At 69.9% G+C, this 18,442-nt stretch carries 17 protein-coding genes and 1 pseudogene; 9 read left to right on the forward strand and 9 right to left on the reverse strand.

The genetic code is table 11. The features are described 5' to 3' along the window. Positions 1 to 68: 68 nt before the first annotated feature. From IPG61_18475 to IPG61_18510, 8 genes are all read left to right on the forward strand, one after another. A complete protein-coding gene (locus tag IPG61_18475; GenBank protein MBK6736017.1) occupies positions 69 to 1,637 on the forward strand; it encodes a leucyl aminopeptidase in 1,569 nt (522 codons plus the stop codon). Between the two features lie 104 nt (positions 1,638 to 1,741). Further along, the gene (locus IPG61_18480) at positions 1,742 to 3,025 is read left to right on the forward strand and encodes an MATE family efflux transporter (protein ID MBK6736018.1); all 1,284 of its coding nucleotides are present in this window, start codon (positions 1,742 to 1,744) and stop codon (positions 3,023 to 3,025) included. After that, the gene (xseA, locus tag IPG61_18485) at positions 3,022 to 4,590 is read left to right on the forward strand and encodes an exodeoxyribonuclease VII large subunit (protein MBK6736019.1); all 1,569 of its coding nucleotides are present in this window, start codon (positions 3,022 to 3,024) and stop codon (positions 4,588 to 4,590) included. The genes IPG61_18480 and xseA overlap by 4 nt, the downstream gene beginning before the upstream one ends. Next, positions 4,532 to 4,792 (forward strand): exodeoxyribonuclease VII small subunit, encoded by a 261-nt coding sequence (xseB, locus tag IPG61_18490; GenBank protein ID MBK6736020.1) that lies wholly within the window; start codon positions 4,532 to 4,534, stop codon positions 4,790 to 4,792. The genes xseA and xseB overlap by 59 nt, the downstream gene beginning before the upstream one ends. Then, positions 4,792 to 5,808, forward strand: a complete 1,017-nt coding sequence (locus IPG61_18495) for an ATP-binding cassette domain-containing protein (protein MBK6736021.1) — start codon at positions 4,792 to 4,794, stop codon at positions 5,806 to 5,808. The genes xseB and IPG61_18495 overlap by 1 nt, the downstream gene beginning before the upstream one ends. Further along, positions 5,805 to 6,683, forward strand: coding sequence for an ABC-2 family transporter protein (locus IPG61_18500; GenBank protein MBK6736022.1), 879 nt, complete (start codon positions 5,805 to 5,807; stop codon positions 6,681 to 6,683). Before IPG61_18495 ends, IPG61_18500 begins: the two co-directional genes overlap by 4 nt. 1 nt (position 6,684) lies before the next feature. Continuing rightward, positions 6,685 to 7,530 carry an ABC-2 family transporter protein gene (locus tag IPG61_18505; protein ID MBK6736023.1) on the forward strand — a complete coding sequence of 282 codons (846 nt, stop codon included), beginning with the start codon at positions 6,685 to 6,687 and terminating at the stop codon, positions 7,528 to 7,530. 96 nt (positions 7,531 to 7,626) lie between these two features. Then, positions 7,627 to 8,280 carry a hypothetical protein gene (locus IPG61_18510; GenBank protein MBK6736024.1) on the forward strand — a complete coding sequence of 218 codons (654 nt, stop codon included), beginning with the start codon at positions 7,627 to 7,629 and terminating at the stop codon, positions 8,278 to 8,280. 85 nt (positions 8,281 to 8,365) lie between these two features. Here the strand turns inward: IPG61_18510 and mce are convergent, their stop codons facing one another. Then, on the reverse strand, positions 8,366 to 8,830 hold the full coding sequence (gene mce / locus IPG61_18515; protein MBK6736025.1) for a methylmalonyl-CoA epimerase: 465 nt from the start codon (positions 8,828 to 8,830) through the stop codon (positions 8,366 to 8,368). A 129-nt stretch (positions 8,831 to 8,959) separates the two neighbouring features. On the opposite strand from mce, the pseudogene IPG61_18520 reads away from it, so the two are divergent. Further along, positions 8,960 to 10,077, forward strand: a pseudogene (locus IPG61_18520) (aminopeptidase). Between the two features lie 135 nt (positions 10,078 to 10,212). Here IPG61_18520 and IPG61_18525 read toward each other — a convergent pair. The 8 genes from IPG61_18525 to IPG61_18560 all read right to left on the reverse strand — a co-directional run bounded on the left by IPG61_18525 (position 10,213) and on the right by IPG61_18560 (position 18,216). Continuing rightward, positions 10,213 to 10,830, reverse strand: coding sequence for a DUF4252 domain-containing protein (locus IPG61_18525; protein MBK6736026.1), 618 nt, complete (start codon positions 10,828 to 10,830; stop codon positions 10,213 to 10,215). Positions 10,831 to 10,832: 2 nt separating this feature from the next. Further along, positions 10,833 to 11,441, reverse strand: a complete 609-nt coding sequence (locus IPG61_18530) for a zf-HC2 domain-containing protein (protein ID MBK6736027.1) — start codon at positions 11,439 to 11,441, stop codon at positions 10,833 to 10,835. Continuing rightward, entirely contained in the window at positions 11,438 to 11,983 is a 546-nt protein-coding gene (locus IPG61_18535) for a sigma-70 family RNA polymerase sigma factor (protein MBK6736028.1), read from the reverse strand. The genes IPG61_18530 and IPG61_18535 overlap by 4 nt, the downstream gene beginning before the upstream one ends. 82 nt (positions 11,984 to 12,065) lie before the next feature. Beyond that, a complete protein-coding gene (locus tag IPG61_18540; protein ID MBK6736029.1) occupies positions 12,066 to 12,599 on the reverse strand; it encodes a biotin/lipoyl-binding protein in 534 nt (177 codons plus the stop codon). 23 nt (positions 12,600 to 12,622) lie between these two features. Continuing rightward, positions 12,623 to 14,137: an acetyl-CoA carboxylase biotin carboxylase subunit gene (locus IPG61_18545; GenBank protein ID MBK6736030.1), complete on the reverse strand. Its 1,515-nt coding sequence runs from the start codon at positions 14,135 to 14,137 to the stop codon at positions 12,623 to 12,625. 42 nt (positions 14,138 to 14,179) lie between these two features. Further along, positions 14,180 to 15,736 carry an acyl-CoA carboxylase subunit beta gene (locus IPG61_18550; protein ID MBK6736031.1) on the reverse strand — a complete coding sequence of 519 codons (1,557 nt, stop codon included), beginning with the start codon at positions 15,734 to 15,736 and terminating at the stop codon, positions 14,180 to 14,182. A gap of 141 nt (positions 15,737 to 15,877) precedes the next feature. Next, positions 15,878 to 17,209, reverse strand: a complete 1,332-nt coding sequence (locus IPG61_18555) for a response regulator (GenBank protein ID MBK6736032.1) — start codon at positions 17,207 to 17,209, stop codon at positions 15,878 to 15,880. A gap of 287 nt (positions 17,210 to 17,496) precedes the next feature. After that, positions 17,497 to 18,216, reverse strand: a complete 720-nt coding sequence (locus tag IPG61_18560; GenBank protein MBK6736033.1) for a hypothetical protein — start codon at positions 18,214 to 18,216, stop codon at positions 17,497 to 17,499. Positions 18,217 to 18,442: the final 226 nt, after the last annotated feature.

Genomic DNA, 18,442 nt, shown 5'->3' on the forward strand with positions numbered 1-18,442 from the left:
CCGCCGGCCGGCTGGCGCCCCGGCGGCGCCGGCTTCCGGCCACCCTGTATTCCCCGAAGGAGCCCTGCATGCGTTTTGCCGTTACTGAACCTGCCGCCGCCACGGCCGTAACCGATCTTGTCGTGGTCCCCGTCTTCCAGGTCGACGAGGCGCCTGATTTCGAGCCCCTCGGCGCAGCCCTCGCGCGCCATGGAGGGCTGGCGGTCGCGACCATGGCGGGCCGGAAGGGCCGGCGCCCGGCGCGGGGTCCCGGGGGACCGGCATCGCTCGCGGCAACGGGCTTCACGGCCAAGGCCGAGTCGCTCCTGCTGCTACCCCGCGGCGACAGTGGCTGGGCACTGCTGGTGGGCCTGGGGCCGGCGGCGAAAGTCGGGCTCGAGACCGTGCGCCGCGCCGCAGGCCGCGCCGCGGCACGCGCTGCGGAAATGAAGGCGGCCCGGGTGCACGTGGTACTGCCGGCTGCCGGCGCCCTGGCATTCGACGACATCGCGCTGGCGCGCTGCTGGGCCGAGGGCGCCGAACTGGCGCTCTCGCCGGTGGGCGTGCTCAAGAGCGGCAAGGGTCGCGCGGCCCCGGCGCCCATGCCCGCCCGAATGACGCTGGCGGCGGCACGCGGTCGACACCGTGCCCTGCAGGCCGGCCTTGCCGAAGCCACGGCGTACGCCGCCGGGTGTCTCCTGGCACGCGAACTGGTGAACCAGCCGCCGAACCTGCTGACGCCCCTGGCGCTGGCCGGCCGCGCGCGCGCCGTGGCGCGGCGCGAAGGCCTCACCTGCCGCGTGCTCGGGCCGGCCCGCCTGCGCCAGTTGCGCATGGGCGGCCTGCTGGGCGTGGGCCAGGGCAGCGCCAATCCGCCGCAGCTGATCGAACTGCACTGGCGCCTGCCGGGCCGGCGGAAGTCGCCGCTGCCCAGGGTGGCGCTGGTCGGCAAGGGCATCACCTTCGACACCGGCGGCATCTCGCTGAAGCCGGCCGCCGGCATGGAACTGATGAAGACCGACATGGGTGGCGCCGCGGCCGTGCTCGGCGCCGCGCTGATCGCCGCGCGCCTGCGCCTTCCGCTCGACCTGACGGTGATCATCCCCACGGCCGAGAACATGCCCGACGGCCGCGCGGCGCGCCCCTCGGACATCGTCACCATGGCCAGCGGCAAGACGGTGGAGATCCTCAACACCGACGCCGAAGGCCGCCTCATCCTCGCCGACGCGCTTTGGTACGCGGCGCGCGGCAAGCCCGACCACATCATCGACGCAGCAACGCTCACCGGTGCCTGCGTGGTCGCTCTCGGCAACCACTTCGCGGGCCTGATGGGCAACAGCGCCGATCTGATGGACACGCTGAGCCAGGCCGGCGGCGAGACGTTCGAGCGCGTCTGGCAGCTGCCCGTGGTCGACGAACATCGCGAGGAGATGGCCGGCACCCTGAGCGACCTGAAGAACCTCGGCGACGGGCGCGATGCCGGCGCCCTGACCGCGGCGGCATTCCTGTCGCATTTCGTCGACGACGAGACGCCGTGGGCGCACCTCGACATCGCCGGCGTGGCCTGGACCGCGCGCGCGACGGCCACCTGTCCCCGGGGCGCCACCGGGTTCGGCGCCCGCCTGATCGCCCGGGCGTTGCAGATCCTTGTCGACTGACGCGATCGGGGCTTCCGGCGGGAGACCTGCCGCCCGGGCGTGCCGGAGGCTCCACGTCGGGCCGTCGCCTCGCGGCGACGATCACCGCCCTGGCGGTGCCGCTCGTGCTCACCCAGTTCGCGCAGACCCTGATGGGCCTGGTCGACACGCTGATGGTCGGGCGCCTGGGCGGGCCGCCGCTGGCGGCGCTCGGCCTGGCCACGCTCATCTTCTCGGCCCTGGCGATGACGCTCAAGGCCGTCGACGTGGCCTGCCAGACCTTCACCGCCCGTCGGGTCGGCGCGGGCCAGGATGACCAGGTGGGCTCGGTGCTGACCACCGCACTGGTCGTGGTCGTGGTGCTGGGCGCCGCCGCCACCTGGCTCGGGATGCGCTGGCCGGAAGGGCTGATGCGCCTGGTCACGCGCGATCCCGAAGTCGATCGCCTTGGCGCCACCTACCTGTACTGGCGCAGCGTCGGGCTGGTGCCGCTGCTGGTTTTTTTCCAGTTCAAGGCGATGGGCGACGGCATCGGCTGGACGCGCGTGGGCATGGTGGTCGGCGTGGGCATGAACGTGCTGAACGTCGCCCTGAACTGGCTGCTGATCTACGGCCAGGCGGGGCTGCCGGCGCTGGGCGTGGCGGGAGCTGCCATCGCCAGCTCGCTGAGCACCGGGGTTGCGGCCGTGGCCTTGCTGGCGGTGTACCTCAGGCCCCGCGTGCGTCACCGCTTCCGCCTGCTGGCGCGCGGCAATTTCCACCATGAACTCGTGCGCCCGTTCCTGGCCATGGCCTGGCCGCCCGCGGTGCAGACCTTGGGCGTCGTAGTGGCCCTGATGGCGTTTTACGTTATTCTGGGCGGCATCTCCACCGCCACGCTGGCTGTCGGCGCCGTGGTCCTGCGGCTGGCTTCGGTGAGCTTCATGCCGGGGCTCGGCGTGGGCGCGGCGGTGCAGACGATGGTGGGCCAGGCCCTGGGCGCCGGCGACATGCACACCGCACGCCGCGCCGCCTGGACGGGCATGGGACTGGCCATGCTGATCATGGGCGCCTGCGGGGCGCTGTTCGTGCTGATGCCCGCGCCTCTCCTGCGCCTGTTCACGCCCGATGTGGCACTGGTGCGCGCCGGGACGCCCGCGCTGCGCCTGGTGGGCGCGGCCCAGCTCGTCAGCGCGACGGGACTGACCCTGGCGGGCGCCCTGCGGGGGGCCGGGCGCACGCGCGCCGTGATGATCGTCGACGTCGCGGCCGGCCTCGGGCTGATGCCGCCTCTGGCCTGGCTGTTCGGCATTGCCCTGGGGGGCGACCTGCTGGGCGCCACCTGGGCCCTGGTTACGTGGTTCGCCCTGTACGCGGTCGGGATGCTGGTCCTGTTCCTGGGCCCGCGCTGGCACGAGGTGAGGTCTTGAGCGAAGAAGCCGCCGGCTCTGTTACTGCCCGTCCCGTGCTGACGGTGCGCGAGCTGAACGAGCAGATCGCCGTGGCCCTGCAGCAGGCGTTCCCGCGCACGGTCTGGGTGCGCGGCGAGGTGCAACGCCTGCCGCACGACGCCGCCACGCGACAGCACGTTTATTTCGAGCTGCATGAAACCGGCCGCAGCGGTGCCGCCGAATATGCAGTGGCCGTTTCCCTGATGGGCTGGGACCGGCAGAAATTCGGGCTGGGTCGCTTCCTGGACGGCACCGACCGCGACCTGCAGCTGGCCAACCAGCTGGAAGTCTGCCTGGAGTGCCGCGTCGACTTCTACCCGAAGTTCGGCAAGCTGACGCTGAAGATCGTCGGGGTGGACCCGACGTTCTCGCTGGGGCGGCTCGAGGCGCGCCGTCGGCAGACATTGGCCTTCCTCGAGCAGGCCGGCCTGCTGCGGGCAAACGCATCGTTGCCGCTGCCCGAGCTGCCGCTGCGCGTCGGCCTGGTCACGGCCCGCGGCAGCGCCGCCGAGCGCGACTTCCTGACCGGCCTCGAGGCCAGTCCGTGGGCCTTCCGGGTCGTGGCGCGCGGCGCGCGCATGCAGGGCGAGCAGCTCGAGGCCGAGGTGATAGCCGCGCTGAGGCACCTGCAGTCCGAGTCGGTGGACGTGATCGTGATCACGCGCGGCGGCGGCTCGCGCGCCGACCTGAGCTGGTTCGACCAGCGCGACCTCGCGATCGCCATCGCGAGCTGCCCGGTGCCGGTGATCACGGCCATCGGGCATGAGATCGACCGCTCCATCGCCGACGAGGTGGCGCACGTGTCGTGCAAGACGCCGACGGCCGCGGCGTCGTTCCTGGTCGATCGCGTGGGCGAGGCCGCAGCGCGCGTGGACCATGCGGCCCGCGAACTGGCGCGCCTCGCCACACTGCAGGTGCGCCAGGCACGCGTACGCGTTCCCGATCCGGCGCGCCTCGAGCGCGCCACACGCGCGGCGCTGCGCCACGGCCACCTGCGTGTGCACCACGGCGCCGCGCGGCTGCAGGGCGCCGTTTCCGGGCGCCTGGCCGAGGCCGGTTCGCGCCTGGCCGATCGCCGCGCCCGCGTGGCCCTGGCGGCGGTCGCGTGCGTCGGCCGCCGTCGCGACCGCCTGGCGGCGGCGCCGGCGCGCCTGGCGGCCGGAACCGCCAGCCGCCTGCTGGCCGCGCGCCGCGACCAGTCCGTGCACGGGGCGCGACTGGAGCGCGAGACCCGGCGTATGCTGGCCGCCGGCGATCTGAGGTTGACCGCGCTGGCGACGCAGGCGCGCCTGCTCGACCCGGCACGACTGCTGGCCCGCGGCTACACGATCACCACCGCGGCCGACGGCCGCATCCTGACGCGCGCCGCCGAGGCTGCGCCCGGCGACACGATGCTGACCCGGTTCAGCGACGGCGTCATTGCCAGCACGGTCGCCGGCGTCGAGGCGGACGGCGGCGGACAAACCAAGGGAAGTGGAGTCAGAGTTGGCGGACAGAAAGCCAAGCCCCAAGCGCGCCCCGGCCAGAAGTCTCTCTTTCGGTGAGGCCGTCGGCGAAGTCGAGGAGATCCTCGCCGGACTCGAGGAGGACACCGTGGACATCGACCGCCTCGGCGCCGAGGTGGCACGGGCCGTCGAGCTGATCCAGGTCTGCCGCGAGAAGCTGGAGAAGACCGACCGTGAAGTGCGCGACCTGGTGGCCGGCCTGCAGGCCGCCCCGGTCGACGACGGAAACGGCGAGGCCTGATGGATCCGCTGATCCGCGTGCAGGGCCTGTGCAAGGACTACCGCCTGGTCGACCGGCGCGAGGGCGTACGGGGCGGGCTGCAGGACCTGTTGCGTCCCCGTCGCCGCCTGCTGCGCGCCGTCGACAACGTCTCGTTCACGATCGAGCCCGGCGAGATGGTCGGCTATATCGGCGCCAACGGCGCCGGCAAGTCGACCACCATCAAGATGCTCACCGGCATCCTGACGCCGTCGGGCGGCGAGGTGGACGTGGGCGGCATGGTGCCGTGGCGCCAGCGACAGCAGTACACGCGGCACATCGGCGTGGTCTTCGGGCAGCGCACGCAGTTGTGGTGGGACCTGGCGGTGGTCGAGTCGTTCCGGCTGCTGAAGAAGATCTACGAGGTGGACGACGCCACCTACGACCGCCAGATGAAGCTCTTCGACGACCTGCTGGAGACGGGCAAGCTGCTCAGCCAGCCGGTGCGCAAGCTGTCGCTGGGCCAGCGCATGCGCTGCGACCTCGCGGCGGCGCTGCTGCACCGTCCGCGCGTGCTCTTCCTCGACGAGCCGACCATCGGCCTCGATGTCGTGGCCAAGGAGAACATCCGCGGTTTCCTGCGCGGCATCCAGGAGCGCGAGGGCGTCACCGTCATCCTCACCACGCACGACCTGGGCGACATCGAGCAACTGTGCCGGCGGGTCATCATCATCGACCAGGGAAAGGTCCACTTCGACGGCGAACTGGCCGAGCTGCGCCGGCGCGTGGGGCAGAGCGTGCGCCTGACCGTCGAGCTGCGCGAGCCTGCCGCCGCTGCCGAACTGGCTGCCGCCACGGCGGGCCTGCCGGTGACCTGGGAGACCGACGGCGGCCTGCGCCACGTGGCCCGCTTCAACCGGGTCGAGGTGCGAGCGGCCGAGGTGATCCGGCTCGTGGTCAACGACCGGCCGGTGCAGGACCTGCACCTGGCCGAGCAGCCGATCGAGGACGTCGTGCGCGAGATCTACCGCCAGGCCGCTGTCGGGAGCGCGGAATGAACGGCGTGCTCCAGGACGCCGGGGCGGCGCGGCTGCAGCCCTGGCGACGCACGCCGGCGGGTTCGGTCGGCCTGTACGGCTACTTCGTGCGGCTGGCGTTCCTCAAGTTCCTGGCCTACCGGCTGCGCTACTACACGGGTGTCGTCAGCTACACGATCTTCGTTGCCGGGCACTACTACCTGTACCTGGCACTGTACGCCGGTCGCGCCGCCGAGGGACTGCCGGCCTCGATCGGCGGGCTCGACGTGCGCGAGATGGTGACGTACGTGGCCATCAGCTGGATCGGGCGCAGCCTGTACTTCAACAACATCTCGCGCGACCTGGCACGCATGGTGACCGAGGGCGAGATCGCCATGCACCTCATCAAGCCCTTCCATCTCCAGTCGGTGATGATGTTCGAGGCGGTGGGCGAGGCCGGCTTCCGCCTGATCATGTTCACGATCCCGATCATGCTCGTGGTGGTGCCCCTGTTCGGGGTGGGGGCGCCGGCAAGCGTCGCCGCGCTCGGCTGGACGTTCGTGAGCTTCGCGCTTTCGCTCGTGATCTACAGCCAGTTGGGCTTCCTCGTCGGCTGCCTGGCCTTCGCCATGAAGAACATCCAGGGCGTCCTGAGGGCGCAGATGGTCGGCATGGATTTCCTGACCGGCGTGGTGGTGCCCTTCACGTTCTTCCCCGGCTGGTTCCAGGTCGCGGTGGCCTGGCTGCCGTTCCAGGCCATCAGCTACGTGCCGGTGATGATCTACCTCGGCAAGCGCCAGGGCCCGGACCTGGCGCAGGGGCTGCTGCTGCAGGTGGGCTGGGCCGTGGTGCTCACCATCACCGCGCGGCTGGTCTGGCGCGTGGCCACGCGCCACGTCACCGTGCAGGGAGGCTGAGATGGAGGCGACAACGCGCTTCGAGACCGGCAACACCCGCACGCGCCCCGCGCAGCTGGCCTGGCAGGCGCGTATCTTCGGCGCCTATTTCGTGCAGTTCCTGAAGATGCGGCTGGCCTACCGCATGGACTTCTTCATCGATACGCTCGCCGTCGGGTTCAGCCTGCTGATCCAGCTCGCGGTGCTGAGCGTGCTCTTCGGGAAGGTCAGTGCGCTCGACGGGTGGAGCTACCCGCAGGTGCTGTTCATCTACGGGTTCAGCCTGGTGCCGCTGGGGCTGTTCAACCTGGTGAGCGTCAATCTGTACGGCTTCGCCGACGAGTACCTGATCGGCGGCCGTTTCGACCGGGTGCTGCTGCGGCCGGTGGGCAGCCTGGCGCAGGTGATCTTCGAGTCGTTCAACGTGTCGGGGCTGAACGAGATCCTGCTCGGGCTGGCGGTGATGATCCACGCCGGGGTGAAACTCGGGCTCGATTTCGGGGTTACAGACGTCTTGGCGCTGCTGGTGCTGGCGCCGGGTGCGGCCCTGGTCTACCTGGGCGTGTTCCTGGGCATCACGGCGGTCAGTTTCTGGTTCGAGGACAAGATGGGGCTGGCGCCGCCGGTCTATAACCTGATCCGGTTCAGCCGCTATCCGCTGACGATCTACAGTCTGCCGGTGCGGATCTTCCTGACGTTCGTGCTGCCGTTCGCCTGGGTGGCGTTCTATCCGGCAGCGTGGTTCGTGGGCGGGCCCGGACTGGCGAAGGTGGCCATGGCGACGCCGCTGGTGGGCGTGGTGGTCTTCGGGGGAGCGGCCCTGCTGTGGAGGCGGGGCGTGCGCAATTACGTGAGCACCGGCAGCTGAACGCCGGCGCGGGAAAGGACGGGAAGCCATGAAGGCAGCAGGCAAGGGACGGATGCGGGCGGCAGCGGACCGCCTGGGGCTGGCGGCGGTCGGGTGGTGGCCGTCCTGGTCGCCGTCCTGGCGGCCGGGGCCGGGCCGGCGGCGGCGTCGGTCTGGTGCGGCGAGAACGGGCTGGTCCGCTTCTCGTTCGCGGCCGGCGACAGCCTGGTCGAGACGGCAACGACCGGTGAGCCGGACGGCGGCGTGACCATCGTCGATGTCGCCGCCTGGCTGACCGACGTCGACGCTGTGGCGCGCAATGGCGACGCCTTCCTCCGGCTGGGCGGCGCCGAACTCACGCTCCGGATCACGGGCGCCGAGGCGAGCATCATCGGGCAGGAATTCCCCGATGCCAAGGCACTCAACGTGGGGCCGGCGCCCGGCAATATAGCGGTCGGTTTCCACCCCGGGCTGCGGATCAGCGGCGGCCGCACGTTGCTGGTGCGCTGGAAGGTGCTGTTCCAGGGTCGTCCGACGAACGTGCGTTTCGGGCTCGACGGGACAGCGCTGAGATCGTGCGGAACCCTGGTCGGCTGCCCGGAAGCGGGCACCCAGGCCCTGTATGTAGGCTCCGATTCGGCCAACCAGTACGACAGCATGTTCGGCGCGGGCTACGTGCCCGCCTGGCTCAACCCGACCGGCACGCCCGACACCACCCCGGTGACCGGCAAGGCCTCGTGGCGCGACGTGGGCGTCTTCCAGGCCCGCTGACGGGCTGCAAGGGCCCCGGGAACCCCCCAGTCCGTGCCGGCGGCGGCCCGGGGCTCCTGAGGCGTATCCGGGGGCCCCGTCAGGCTCAGGCGGGGCCCGGTCCGCAGATCTCCAGCAGGACGCCGCCGGTCCCGCGCGGGTGCACGAAGGCGATCTGCTTGCCGCCGGCCCCGCAACGGGGCTCCTGGTCGATCAGCGCCAGGCCGGCTGCCCGGCACCGCTCGAGCACCGCCGGGACGTCCACCGCGGCCACCGCCACATGGTGCAGCCCGGGACCCCGCTTGGCGATGAAGGCGGCGATCGCGCCGGCCTCGGACATGGGGGCCAGCAGTTCCAGGTGGCCGGGCCCGCCCTGGCGGTCCAGCTTCAGGAAGGCCACGCGGACGTTCTCCTGCGGCACCTCCTCGATACGCTCCAGTTCCAGGCCCAGCAGGTCGCGGTAGAGCACCAGCGCCTGTTCGAGGTCCGGCACGGCGATGCCGATGTGGTCGACATGCCCGGCCGTCCCGGCCGGCAGCCCGGCCAGGATGCCTTGCTGATCGTGGGTCATCTTCCTGCCTCTTCCCGGCCCCGGGCCCGCGGCGGCCGTCACGGCCGCCCGTCCCGCTGGCCTTGCCTTTGCGCTGGGGCCGCGGCCCCTTCTCGGCTAAAATGGTACGACCAACCCCGGGAGGAAAGCATGGACCCGCGCAATACGAAACTGGCCGAGCAGCTGATCACCTACAGCGTCAAGCTGCAGCCGGGCGAGAAGATCTACATCGAGATCAAGGGCCTCGACGCCCTTGAACTGGGCCGTGAACTGGTGCGCGTGGCCACCGAGCACGGCGGCGTGCCCTTCTGGTACTACAACGACGAGACCGTCAGTCGCGGCTTCATCCGCAACGCCAGCGAGAAGCAGTTCCAGGACTGGGGCGCGTTCCACCGCACGATCATGGAGTCGGTCGACGCCTACATCGGCGTGCGCGGCAGCACCAACCCGTTCGATCTTGCCGATGTCGATTCCGACCGCCAGCGCTGGCACGACCAGGCCTATTGGGGGCAGGTGCACATTCCGGTGCGGCTGAACAAGAAGTGGTGCGTGCTGCGCTACCCGAACCCGGCCATGGCGCAGGCGGCCGAGCGTTCGACCGAGGATTTCGCCGATTTCTACTACAAGGTGTGTACGCTGGACTACGCACGCATGAGTCGCGCGATGGACCCGCTGCACGCACTGCTGGAGCGGACCGACCGCGTGCACATCACGGGGCCGGGCACCGACCTGCGCTTCAGCATCAAGGGACTGCCGGCGGTGAAGTGCGACGGCGGCCGCAACATCCCCGACGGCGAGGGTCTACATCGCGCCGGTGCGCGACTCCGGTCAACGGACATATCCAGTACAACACGAAGACGCGGCAGGGTGGCTCGGTACTGTCGAACATCCGCTTCGAGGTGAAGGACGGGCGCATCATGGAGGCAACGTGCGACGGCGACCAGTCGAAGATGCTGCGCGCTCTCGACACCGACGACGGCGCCCGCTATTTCGGCGAGTTTGCGCTGGGCGTCAACCCGTACATCACCACGCCCATGCTCGACACGCTGTTCGACGAGAAGATCAGCGGCAGCTTCCACCTGACCCCGGGCAACGCGTACGCGAAGTCCGACAACGGGAACAAGTCGGCGCTGCACTGGGACATCGTCATGATGCAGGCGCCGGAGTGGGGCGGGGGCGAGATCCGGTTCGACGACCGCCTGGTCCGCAAGGACGGCCGCTTCGTGGTGCCCGAACTGGAGGGCCTCAACCCGGAGAACCTGGCCTGAGCGCACATTGCGACACGGCATGAAGAGCGACGCCGCGATCCCCGAGGGAGCGCGGCGTCGTCATTTGTCGTTCGTCACTGGTCGTTCGTCACTGGTCGTTCGTCACTGGTCGTTCGTCACTTGTCTAGTCGGTGATCATTCGTTGCCTTCGGGCTTGTCTTGCCCGCCGTGCCCTTCATGCCCGGCGTGCCCGCCTTCGATGCCCTTGAGCATGCCGCCCAGTTCGTCGCCGTGCATCTGGGTGGCCAGGCGCAGCAGCGTCGTGAGGTCCAGGTCGCCGACCACGTTGACGAACGTGGCGCTGTCGCCCGGTTCGTAGGTCAGCAGCATCAGGCCGACCATGTCCTCGCCGCGATGGAGCGTGCTCACGGTCACGGTCTCCTCGCCGTCCTTCATGTAGATGAGCCGCTGCCAGTGGTCCTTGGTCAGGCGCTCCTGCAGCTTCTTGACATCGGTGGCGACCGTGGATTCGTCCTGGCCTTCGGCCAGCGAGAAGGACTTCACGCGCACCGACTTGACCATGGCCAGCGCCTGGTTGAGGGCCGCGTCCTCGACACCGCCGCCGCCGGCGGCCAGGCCGGCCAGCACGGGATCCAGCACGATATCCTGGATCTCGGCGGCGCCGTCGGGAATGCGGATCCAGTCCAGGTCCACGTACCCGGGCAGCTTCGTGATGTCCTGGGCCAATGCCGGCAGGGCCAGCAGTGCGCACAGCGACAAGGACAGGGAGAGAGTCAGCAGTCTCGCCTTCATGGTCATCCTCCTCGGGTGGGATCGTTCGACAAACGCAGCGAGCCCGTCACCGCGGCGGGCAGCTGTTCGCTGAACACATCGGAAATCGCTCCGCGACCGGTCCGGTCGATGACGCGCGCGGCCAGGGCGACGGTCTGGATCAGGTCGCGCCGCGCTGCCGCCACCTGTTCGGGGGTGTAGCCGGACGCAGCCACGGCGGCGGCGTATGCGGCAGGGTCGAGCGGCGCCGGTGCTGCCGCACGCTCCTGCGGAACGGCCACCTGCGCGATCGGCGCCTGCGGCGTCGGGGTCGTTCCCGGGCGCAGGACCAGGGCCACCGCCACGGTGGCGGCGGCGAGGGTCACGCCCGCGACCAGGCGCTGGCGCCGACGGCGGATCCCGGACTGCTCGGCGGCGATGACGTCCAGCACGCGCCGGCTCACGGCATCCGGGCAGGCGGCGGCCGGCAGGTGCGCCAGGGCGGCCCGCAGGGCGAGTTCGCGATCGAGTTCGGCACGGCAGGCCGGGCAATCGGCCAGGTGGGCGGCCACCGCCTCGCGCATGTCGCTCTCCAGTTCGCCGGCGGCCCAGGCGGCCAGTTCGGGCCCGCAGTTGACGCAGTTGATCCTCATGCCAGTCCCCCTTGCCGGGCAGCAGCCTCGGCGTCACCCAGGGCCAGGCGCAGGCTGTGCCGCGCGCGATGGACCTGTACCTTGACCGCGCTGACCGACTTGCCGAGCGTGGCGGCGATGTCGGCCAGTTTCCGGCCCTCGAAATAGTGCATCAGCATGACGTCACGTGTTTCGGCAGGCAGCGTCTGCAGGGCATCGACCAGTTGCCGCTGGCGGTCGTCCAGGTCCAGGTTCCGCAGGGGATCCTCGTCGGCGCCTGTGTCCGCAGCCAGGCCTTCGAGCGCATCCGGGTCGGGAACGCCGAAATGCCGCCGCGACGCCGCCCGGCGCCGGCACAGGTCGATGCAGAGGTTGCGCGTCACGTGCGCCAGCCACGGCGCCACCCGCTCGGCCGGCACCTCGCCGCCCTGGCGCCACAGGCGCAGGAAGGCCTCCTGGGTCACGTCCTCGGCGTCGCGGGCGTCACGCAGGCTGTACAGGGCCTGGGTGTAAACCCGGTCCCGGTGGCTGCCAAGCAGGTCTGTGAAGGTTGAGTGTCTCATCTTGGGGCCTAAGACGGCCGCCAGGGGCCAGGGTTACACACCCCGGGGCAATGGGCGCGGGACAACGACGGCGGCGGGCGGGTCAGTCGCCCGGATCCGCCTCGATCACCACCAGGACGTCGCCCGGGTTCACCGTCTGGCCGACGCGGACGGCCACTTTCGCGACCTTTCCGCTGATCCCGGCCGTCAGCTCGTTCTGCATCTTCATGGCTTCGACCACGATCAGCGGCTCGCCGCGCTGCACCGCCTGGCCGGGCTCCACCCGGATGTCCACGACCAGCCCGGGGATGTCGGCCGCCAGGGTGCCGCTGCCGGCAGCGGCGCCCAGCGCTTGCCGGGCGTGCGCGCGCAGCTCGTCCAGGACCACCAGGGGCACGGGGCGGCCGTCGAGGGTCGCCTTCAGGCTGCCGCGGGCGTCAGCGACCGACAGGTGGACCAGGCGGCGATGGCCGCCGACCGTCACCGCCACCGCGCGCCCGCCCAGCACCGGCACGGACGAGGCCGGCGCCGGTTCGCCGCCGTCGATGGCCAGCTCGGCGCGATGCCCGTCGGAAGCCAGCTGCGCGGTGTGCTGCTGCCCGTCCACTTCCACGATGTAGTTCTTCCGCATCAGCACGGCCGGAGGTCCTTTCGTCCGGGTCAGCGGTTGCCGGTCATGGTGCGTCGTGCCGCACGGCGCCAGTTGCTGCCGGCTGCCGCCTCGTCGTCGCCGCCGGCCGGCGCTGCGCGACGGCTGCTCTCAACCAGGGTGGCCGCCGCCACCAGCGCCTCACGATCCGCCGCGGACAACGGCGGCAGCCAGGTTGCCGGGTCGAAAGTGGCCTCGACGAAGTGCGTGGTGTAGCTGCCGTCGCGGAACGACGGCTGCTGCAGGGCCCACTGGTGGAACGGCAGGTTGTGCGTGGGACCATGCAGCGTGAACTCGCGCAGCACGCGCTGCGCGCGCGCGATGGCCCGCGGCCGGTCCTCGCCCCAGACGATCAGCTTCGCCAGCAGGGGGTCGTAGTGGATGGGCACCTCGAAGCCTTCGTAGACGCCCGTATCGAGGCGCACGCCCGGCCCCAACGGCACGGTCATCACTTCGATGCGCCCGATGCTCGGCGCGAAGTTCCGAGCCGGGTCCTCGGCGCAGACGCGGAACTCCAGGGCCCAGCCGCGCTGGTGCAGATCTTCCTGCCGCAGGCCGATGCCCTCGCCCCGGGCAATGCGAACCTGGGCGTGCACGAGGTCGATGCCCGTGACCATCTCCGTGATCGGGTGTTCCACCTGCAGGCGGGTGTTCATCTCGAGGAAGTAGAACTCGCCGCCCGGCGCGAGGATGAACTCGACGGTGCCGGCGCCGCGATAGTCGACCGCGCGGGCTGTCTGCACCGCCGCGTCGCAGATGCGGGCGCGAAGCTCGGGCGTGAGCGAAGGGGAGGGGCTCTCCTCGATCACCTTCTGGTGGCGGCGCTGCACCGAGCACTCGCGCTCGAACAGGTGGATGGCGCCGCCGAGGCCGTCACCGAGCACCTGCACCTCGATGTGCTTGGGGTCCTCGATGTACTTCTCGACGAAGATGGCGTCGTTGCCGAACGACTGCCCTGCCTCGCCCATGGTTTGCCGCAATGCCGCGGCCATGTCGCCGGCCGAACGCACCACGCGCATGCCCTTGCCGCCGCCGCCGGCCGAGGCCTTCAGCAGCACGGGGTACCCGATCTTCCCGGCACAACTGATCGCGACGGCCGGATCGCGCACCGCGTCCTCGGTGCCCGGTACCACGGGGACGCCGCTCTGCATCATCCTGCGGCGCGATGCGAGCTTGTCTCCCATCACCTCCATGGAGGCGGCGGTGGGGCCGATGAACACCAGGCCGGCGGCTTCGACCGCGCGGCAGAACGCGGCATTCTCCGACAGGAACCCGTAGCCCGGGTGGATGGCGCCGGCGCCGGTCTTGCGCGCGGCCTCGATGAGACGCGCGCCCACAAGGTAACTCTCGCCGGCAGGGGCGGGCCCGATGGCCACGGCCTCGTCGGCCAGCAGCGCGTGCAGTGCGGTGCGGTCGGGATCCGAGTGCACGGCCACCGTCGCGATCCCCAGTTCGCGCAGGCCCTGGATGACGCGCACGGCGATCTCGCCGCGATTGGCCACCAGTACCTTGTCGAAGTGGCGCATGCCGAATGGTTCCTTGGTGCGGTTCGTGGTCACGCGACGCTCCTACAGCGGGATGTTGCCGTGCTTCTTGGGCGGCAGGGTCTGCTTCTTGTTCCGCAGGCTGTTCAACGCGGCCACCAGGTGGCGACGCGTGTCGGCCGGCTCGATCACGTCGTCCAGGTAGCCGAGGCCCGCGGCAATGAACGGGTTGGCGTAGGTCTCGTTGTACTCGTCGACCAGGCGGCGGCGCTCCTGCACGGGATCGTCACTTTCGGCCAGCGTCTGCCGGTGGAGGATGTTGACCGCGCCCTCCGGTCCCATCACGGCCAGTTCGGCGCCAGGCCAGGCAACGTTGTAGTCGGCGCGGATGTGCTTGCTGTTCATGACGTCGTAGGCGCCGCCGTAGGCCTTGCGCGTGATCACGGTGAGCTTGGGCACCGTGGCCTCGCAGAAGGCGAAGAGCAGCTTGGCGCCGTGCTTGATGATTCCCCCGAACTCCTGCTCGGTGCCGGGCAGGAACCCGGGCACGTCCTCGAAGACGACAAGCGGCACGTTGAAGCAGTCGCAGGTTCGCACGAACCGCGCGCCCTTGAGGCTGGCATTGATGTCCAGCACCCCGGCCTGGAACTTCGGCTGGTTGGCGACGATGCCCACCGGCTGCCCGTCCAGCCGCGCGAACCCGCAGATGAGGTTCTGCGCGTGGCGTGCCTGCACTTCCATGAAGTCGCCGTCGTCCACGACTAGGCGGATCACGTCGAGCATGTCGTACGGCTTGCGGCTGTCGTCGGGCACGATCGAATTCAGCTTCTCCTCGCGACGATCGGGCGCGTCGCCGGGAACGACGCGCGGCGGGTCCTCGAGGTTGTTCTGGGGCAGGAAACTGAGCAGGCGCCGGGTCATCAACAGGCAGTCGGCATCGGATGTCGCCATGAAGTGGCAGACGCCGCTCTTCGTCGAGTGCGTGGCCGCGCCGCCGAGCTCCTCGAAGGTCACATCCTCGTTCGTCACCATCTTGATGACGTTGGGGCCGGTCACGAACATGTAGCTGGTCTTGTCCACCATCAGCGTGAAGTCGGTGATGGCGGGCGAGTACACGGCGCCGCCGGCACAGGGGCCGAGGATGGCGGAGATCTGGGGGACGACGCCCGAGGCCATGGTGTTGCGCCAGAAAATCTCCGCATAGCCAGCCAGTGAGCGCACGCCTTCCTGGATGCGGGCGCCGCCGCTGTCGTTCAGCCCGATCACCGGGCAGCCGTTTTCCAGCGCCTGGTCCATCAGCCGACAGATCTTCAGGGCATTGGATTCGCTCATCGAGCCGCCGAAGACCGTGAAGTCCTGCGCGAACACGTAGACCTGCCGACCGTCGATGTTCCCGACGCCGGTGACCATTCCGTCACCGACCGGGCGCGCACGGTCCATGCCCATCTCGTGGCTGCGGTGGCGCACGAAGACGCCCGTCTCCTGGAAGCTGCCTTCGTCGAGCAGCAGGTGGATGCGCTCGCGGGCGGTCAGGCGGCCGCTGGCATGGATCTTCGCGATCTTGTCGGCACCGCCGCCCTCCAGGGTCTGGCGGCGCAGGGCGTGCAGGCGGGCGAGCTTTTCCTCGAACGAATGCGGCATGGCGGTTCCTCTGGAGTCCGTCCGGTTTCCGGGTGGCTCTGGCGGCCGTCAGGATAGCAGATCGCATTGATGCGAGATAGTCGGAATGGCGCGGTGGTCCTGGCGGTGATGGCGTCGGCGCGCAGTGGGACGGACGACCGGTCAGCCGCGGCCTTCCATGCGCTTGAGCACGTGCCGGTCGACGACCGCGGCCAGGGCGCGATGGCTGGTAGGCTTGAGGATGAAGTCGGCCACGCCGGCTTCACGCGCCTGCTGTTCGTTGAAGCTGTCGCGGAAACCGGTGCAGAGCGCGACCGGGATATCGGGCCGCACTTCATGGATCTTCTGGGCCAGGCGAACGCCCGACATCTGCGGCATGATCTGGTCGGTGATCACGATGTCGAACAGTTCGGGCGTCTGCGTGAAATCCGCCAACGCCGTGCGGCTGTCCAGGTGGGTCACCACGCGATAGCCGAGCCGGCGCAGGCCTCGCGCCAGGACCTGGGCCACCATCTCCTCGTCGTCGACGAGCAGGATCGTGGCGCGCGGGGGACCGGCGCTGGCCGGCGCTTCGACCTCGACCGGCTCCGGCTCGCTGGGGACGACCACCGGGCGCGGCAGTTTCGTGATCGCCGTCTCGTGGTCGGTGGCCACGCGCCAGGCGATCAGGGGGAACCACAACTCGCAGGTCTGGGTGCCACCGGGTCCGGCCACGGTCACGGTGAGGCCGCCCTGGTCGCCCAGTTGCTGGCTCAGCGTCGTCAACTCCGCTTCGGGGAGCAATTCGTTCAAGGCGCGCTCGGCCGGCGTGATCTCCAGGCTCAGGCAGGCATAGGACCCGACGGCGAGGTCGACCGGCCTGGCCGCGCGCGACTGCTCGAGGCGGCGCTCACCCAGGCGGATCGTCAGGCGACCGCCGGGTGCGCCCAGCGCCTGCACGGCGCCGCTGCCGAGACTCATGATCGCCTGCTGCACGCCGGCGCGCGTGGCGAGCACCGGCCCGCACTGCCGCAACTCCGCGCGTACGTCGATCGTCGACGGCACGATATCCTGCAGGAGCTTCACCGTGTCGCGCACCACCGGCAGCAACTCCTGGGGCCGGCGCGCCTGGTCGGCGTCGCGGTAGAAGTCACCGAGTTCGCGCACGAGGTCGGCAGCCTGGTGGCCGGCCTTCAGGAGCCGGTCCAGTTCCTGGCGCGCGGGCATCGGCAGCCCGGCTTCGTGATTCGCGAGCCGCGCACTGCCCAGCATGGCCGACAGGAGATTATTCGGGTTGTTGACGATGCCGCCGGACAGGATGCCGACGACCTCGAAGCGCCGTGCGTCCAGCAGCTGCTGGCGAAGGCGTCCGATTTCGGCGTTCCGACGCTGGACCCGCAGTGCCATGTGCTGCGCCTGGCGCTTCTCGCGCACCAGCAGGAACACGGCTGCGCCGCAGCCCGCACCAAGCAGGCCGGTGACGGCCAGGAGCAGGGATGTCGGCAAGCCGGGCATGGGAATCCTGTCTTGGGACCGCTGGCGTGGCGGGGCCGGCACCTGACGGTGCCTGCCGGGACCCCTAGAAGATAGATCCAATCGCGACCTGCGTCATCATTATAATGCGTGTTCACGACCACTTGCCGGCCCTGGCCCCGGCGGGCAAGGGGCCCAAGGGGGTGGGCAGGGCCCGAAAGGTCCGGCTGTACCGATCCGGGGAGCGGGCAAAAGCCACCAAAAGACGAGGGGCGGTCCCGAAGGACCGCCCCTGTGCCTCATCATCGCCTCGCTGGAGCGGCCCCGGACTACCGGTACCGCGCCTTGATCGAGCCCATGCTGACCGGCTCGATGCCGACCGAGCAGTTGACGACGGGGATGCCGTTGAGGAACGGCTCGAAGAGGAACGAACCGCAGGCGTCGTGCAGGATGCCGGTGGCGTTGTTGTAGCACTGGCCTTCCATCACGCTGCCGAAGTTGTACCAGAAGTCGTCGAAGACCACGGTCGTGCCGTCGAGGGCCTCGACGTTCCACATGCCGGAACCCAGGCTGTAGCCGGCCGGGACAGACATGCCGTCGGTGATCATGATCGTGACGCTTTCCCACTGCTCAGGCGATGCCGCGAGAGCGGCGGCCGTCACGTAGTTCACGGCCGGGATCGGCGCGGTGCCCGTCTTGATGACGGAACCGTAGATGCCGGCAGCCGGGATGTCGATCGTCGACAGGCCGCAGACTTCCTTGAATTCGCCGCAGATGTCCACGACGTCGCCCGGCGCAGCCACGGCGCCGCCGAAGTACGTGTGACCGGGCCAGTAAACGAAGATCGCATCCCAGGCGCCGTGCGGAGCCTGCGAGACGTAGATCCCGTCGGGGCGCACCGCGGTGATGACCACGCCGCACGGCGTCTTCAACGAACCGACGCCTGCCGGCGAGTTGACCTGAAGGTCGTGAATCGACGTGCCGCACGCGAAAGCCACGCCGGCCGTCACGAGACTGACTGCGACAAGAGCGAGAGCAAATTTCCTCATCGTGATCCCCCGGTTGTCGTCCTGACGGCCCGCTGGCCGCCTGTCCGAATCGGAAATCCGTTATAGTCCTACCGGAAGCCCCCACCGAACTCGGTTCATGGCGTGGTCATCTCGTGGGCGCCGGATGACGTTCCATACGGTGACTGCTGCGGACGATACCACCGGTCCAGGGGAGTGTCCAGCCAAAAAAAAGCCGAATGTGAGCTTTTTTCCTGCCATCAGAGCG

The organism is bacterium (genome assembly GCA_016703265.1).
GTDB lineage: Bacteria > Krumholzibacteriota > Krumholzibacteriia > LZORAL124-64-63 > LZORAL124-64-63 > CAINDZ01.

What these genes read in the sequence shown, in the direction of transcription:
- IPG61_18545 (MBK6736030.1), bottom strand. Translation starts at nt 14,137, where the DNA reads ATGCGCCACTTCGACAAGGTACTGGTGGCCAATCGCGGCGAGATCGCC.
- IPG61_18550 (MBK6736031.1), bottom strand. Translation starts at nt 15,736, where the DNA reads ATGCCGCATTCGTTCGAGGAAAAGCTCGCCCGCCTGCACGCCCTGCGC.
- IPG61_18475 (MBK6736017.1), top strand. Translation starts at nt 69, where the DNA reads ATGCGTTTTGCCGTTACTGAACCTGCCGCCGCCACGGCCGTAACCGAT.
- IPG61_18505 (MBK6736023.1), top strand. Translation starts at nt 6,685, where the DNA reads ATGGAGGCGACAACGCGCTTCGAGACCGGCAACACCCGCACGCGCCCC.
- IPG61_18495 (MBK6736021.1), top strand. Translation starts at nt 4,792, where the DNA reads ATGGATCCGCTGATCCGCGTGCAGGGCCTGTGCAAGGACTACCGCCTG.
- mce (MBK6736025.1), bottom strand. Translation starts at nt 8,830, where the DNA reads ATGACCCACGATCAGCAAGGCATCCTGGCCGGGCTGCCGGCCGGGACG.
- IPG61_18530 (MBK6736027.1), bottom strand. Translation starts at nt 11,441, where the DNA reads ATGAGGATCAACTGCGTCAACTGCGGGCCCGAACTGGCCGCCTGGGCC.
- IPG61_18535 (MBK6736028.1), bottom strand. Translation starts at nt 11,983, where the DNA reads ATGAGACACTCAACCTTCACAGACCTGCTTGGCAGCCACCGGGACCGG.
- IPG61_18560 (MBK6736033.1), bottom strand. Translation starts at nt 18,216, where the DNA reads ATGAGGAAATTTGCTCTCGCTCTTGTCGCAGTCAGTCTCGTGACGGCC.
- IPG61_18500 (MBK6736022.1), top strand. Translation starts at nt 5,805, where the DNA reads ATGAACGGCGTGCTCCAGGACGCCGGGGCGGCGCGGCTGCAGCCCTGG.
- IPG61_18525 (MBK6736026.1), bottom strand. Translation starts at nt 10,830, where the DNA reads ATGAAGGCGAGACTGCTGACTCTCTCCCTGTCCTTGTCGCTGTGCGCA.
- IPG61_18555 (MBK6736032.1), bottom strand. Translation starts at nt 17,209, where the DNA reads ATGCCCGGCTTGCCGACATCCCTGCTCCTGGCCGTCACCGGCCTGCTT.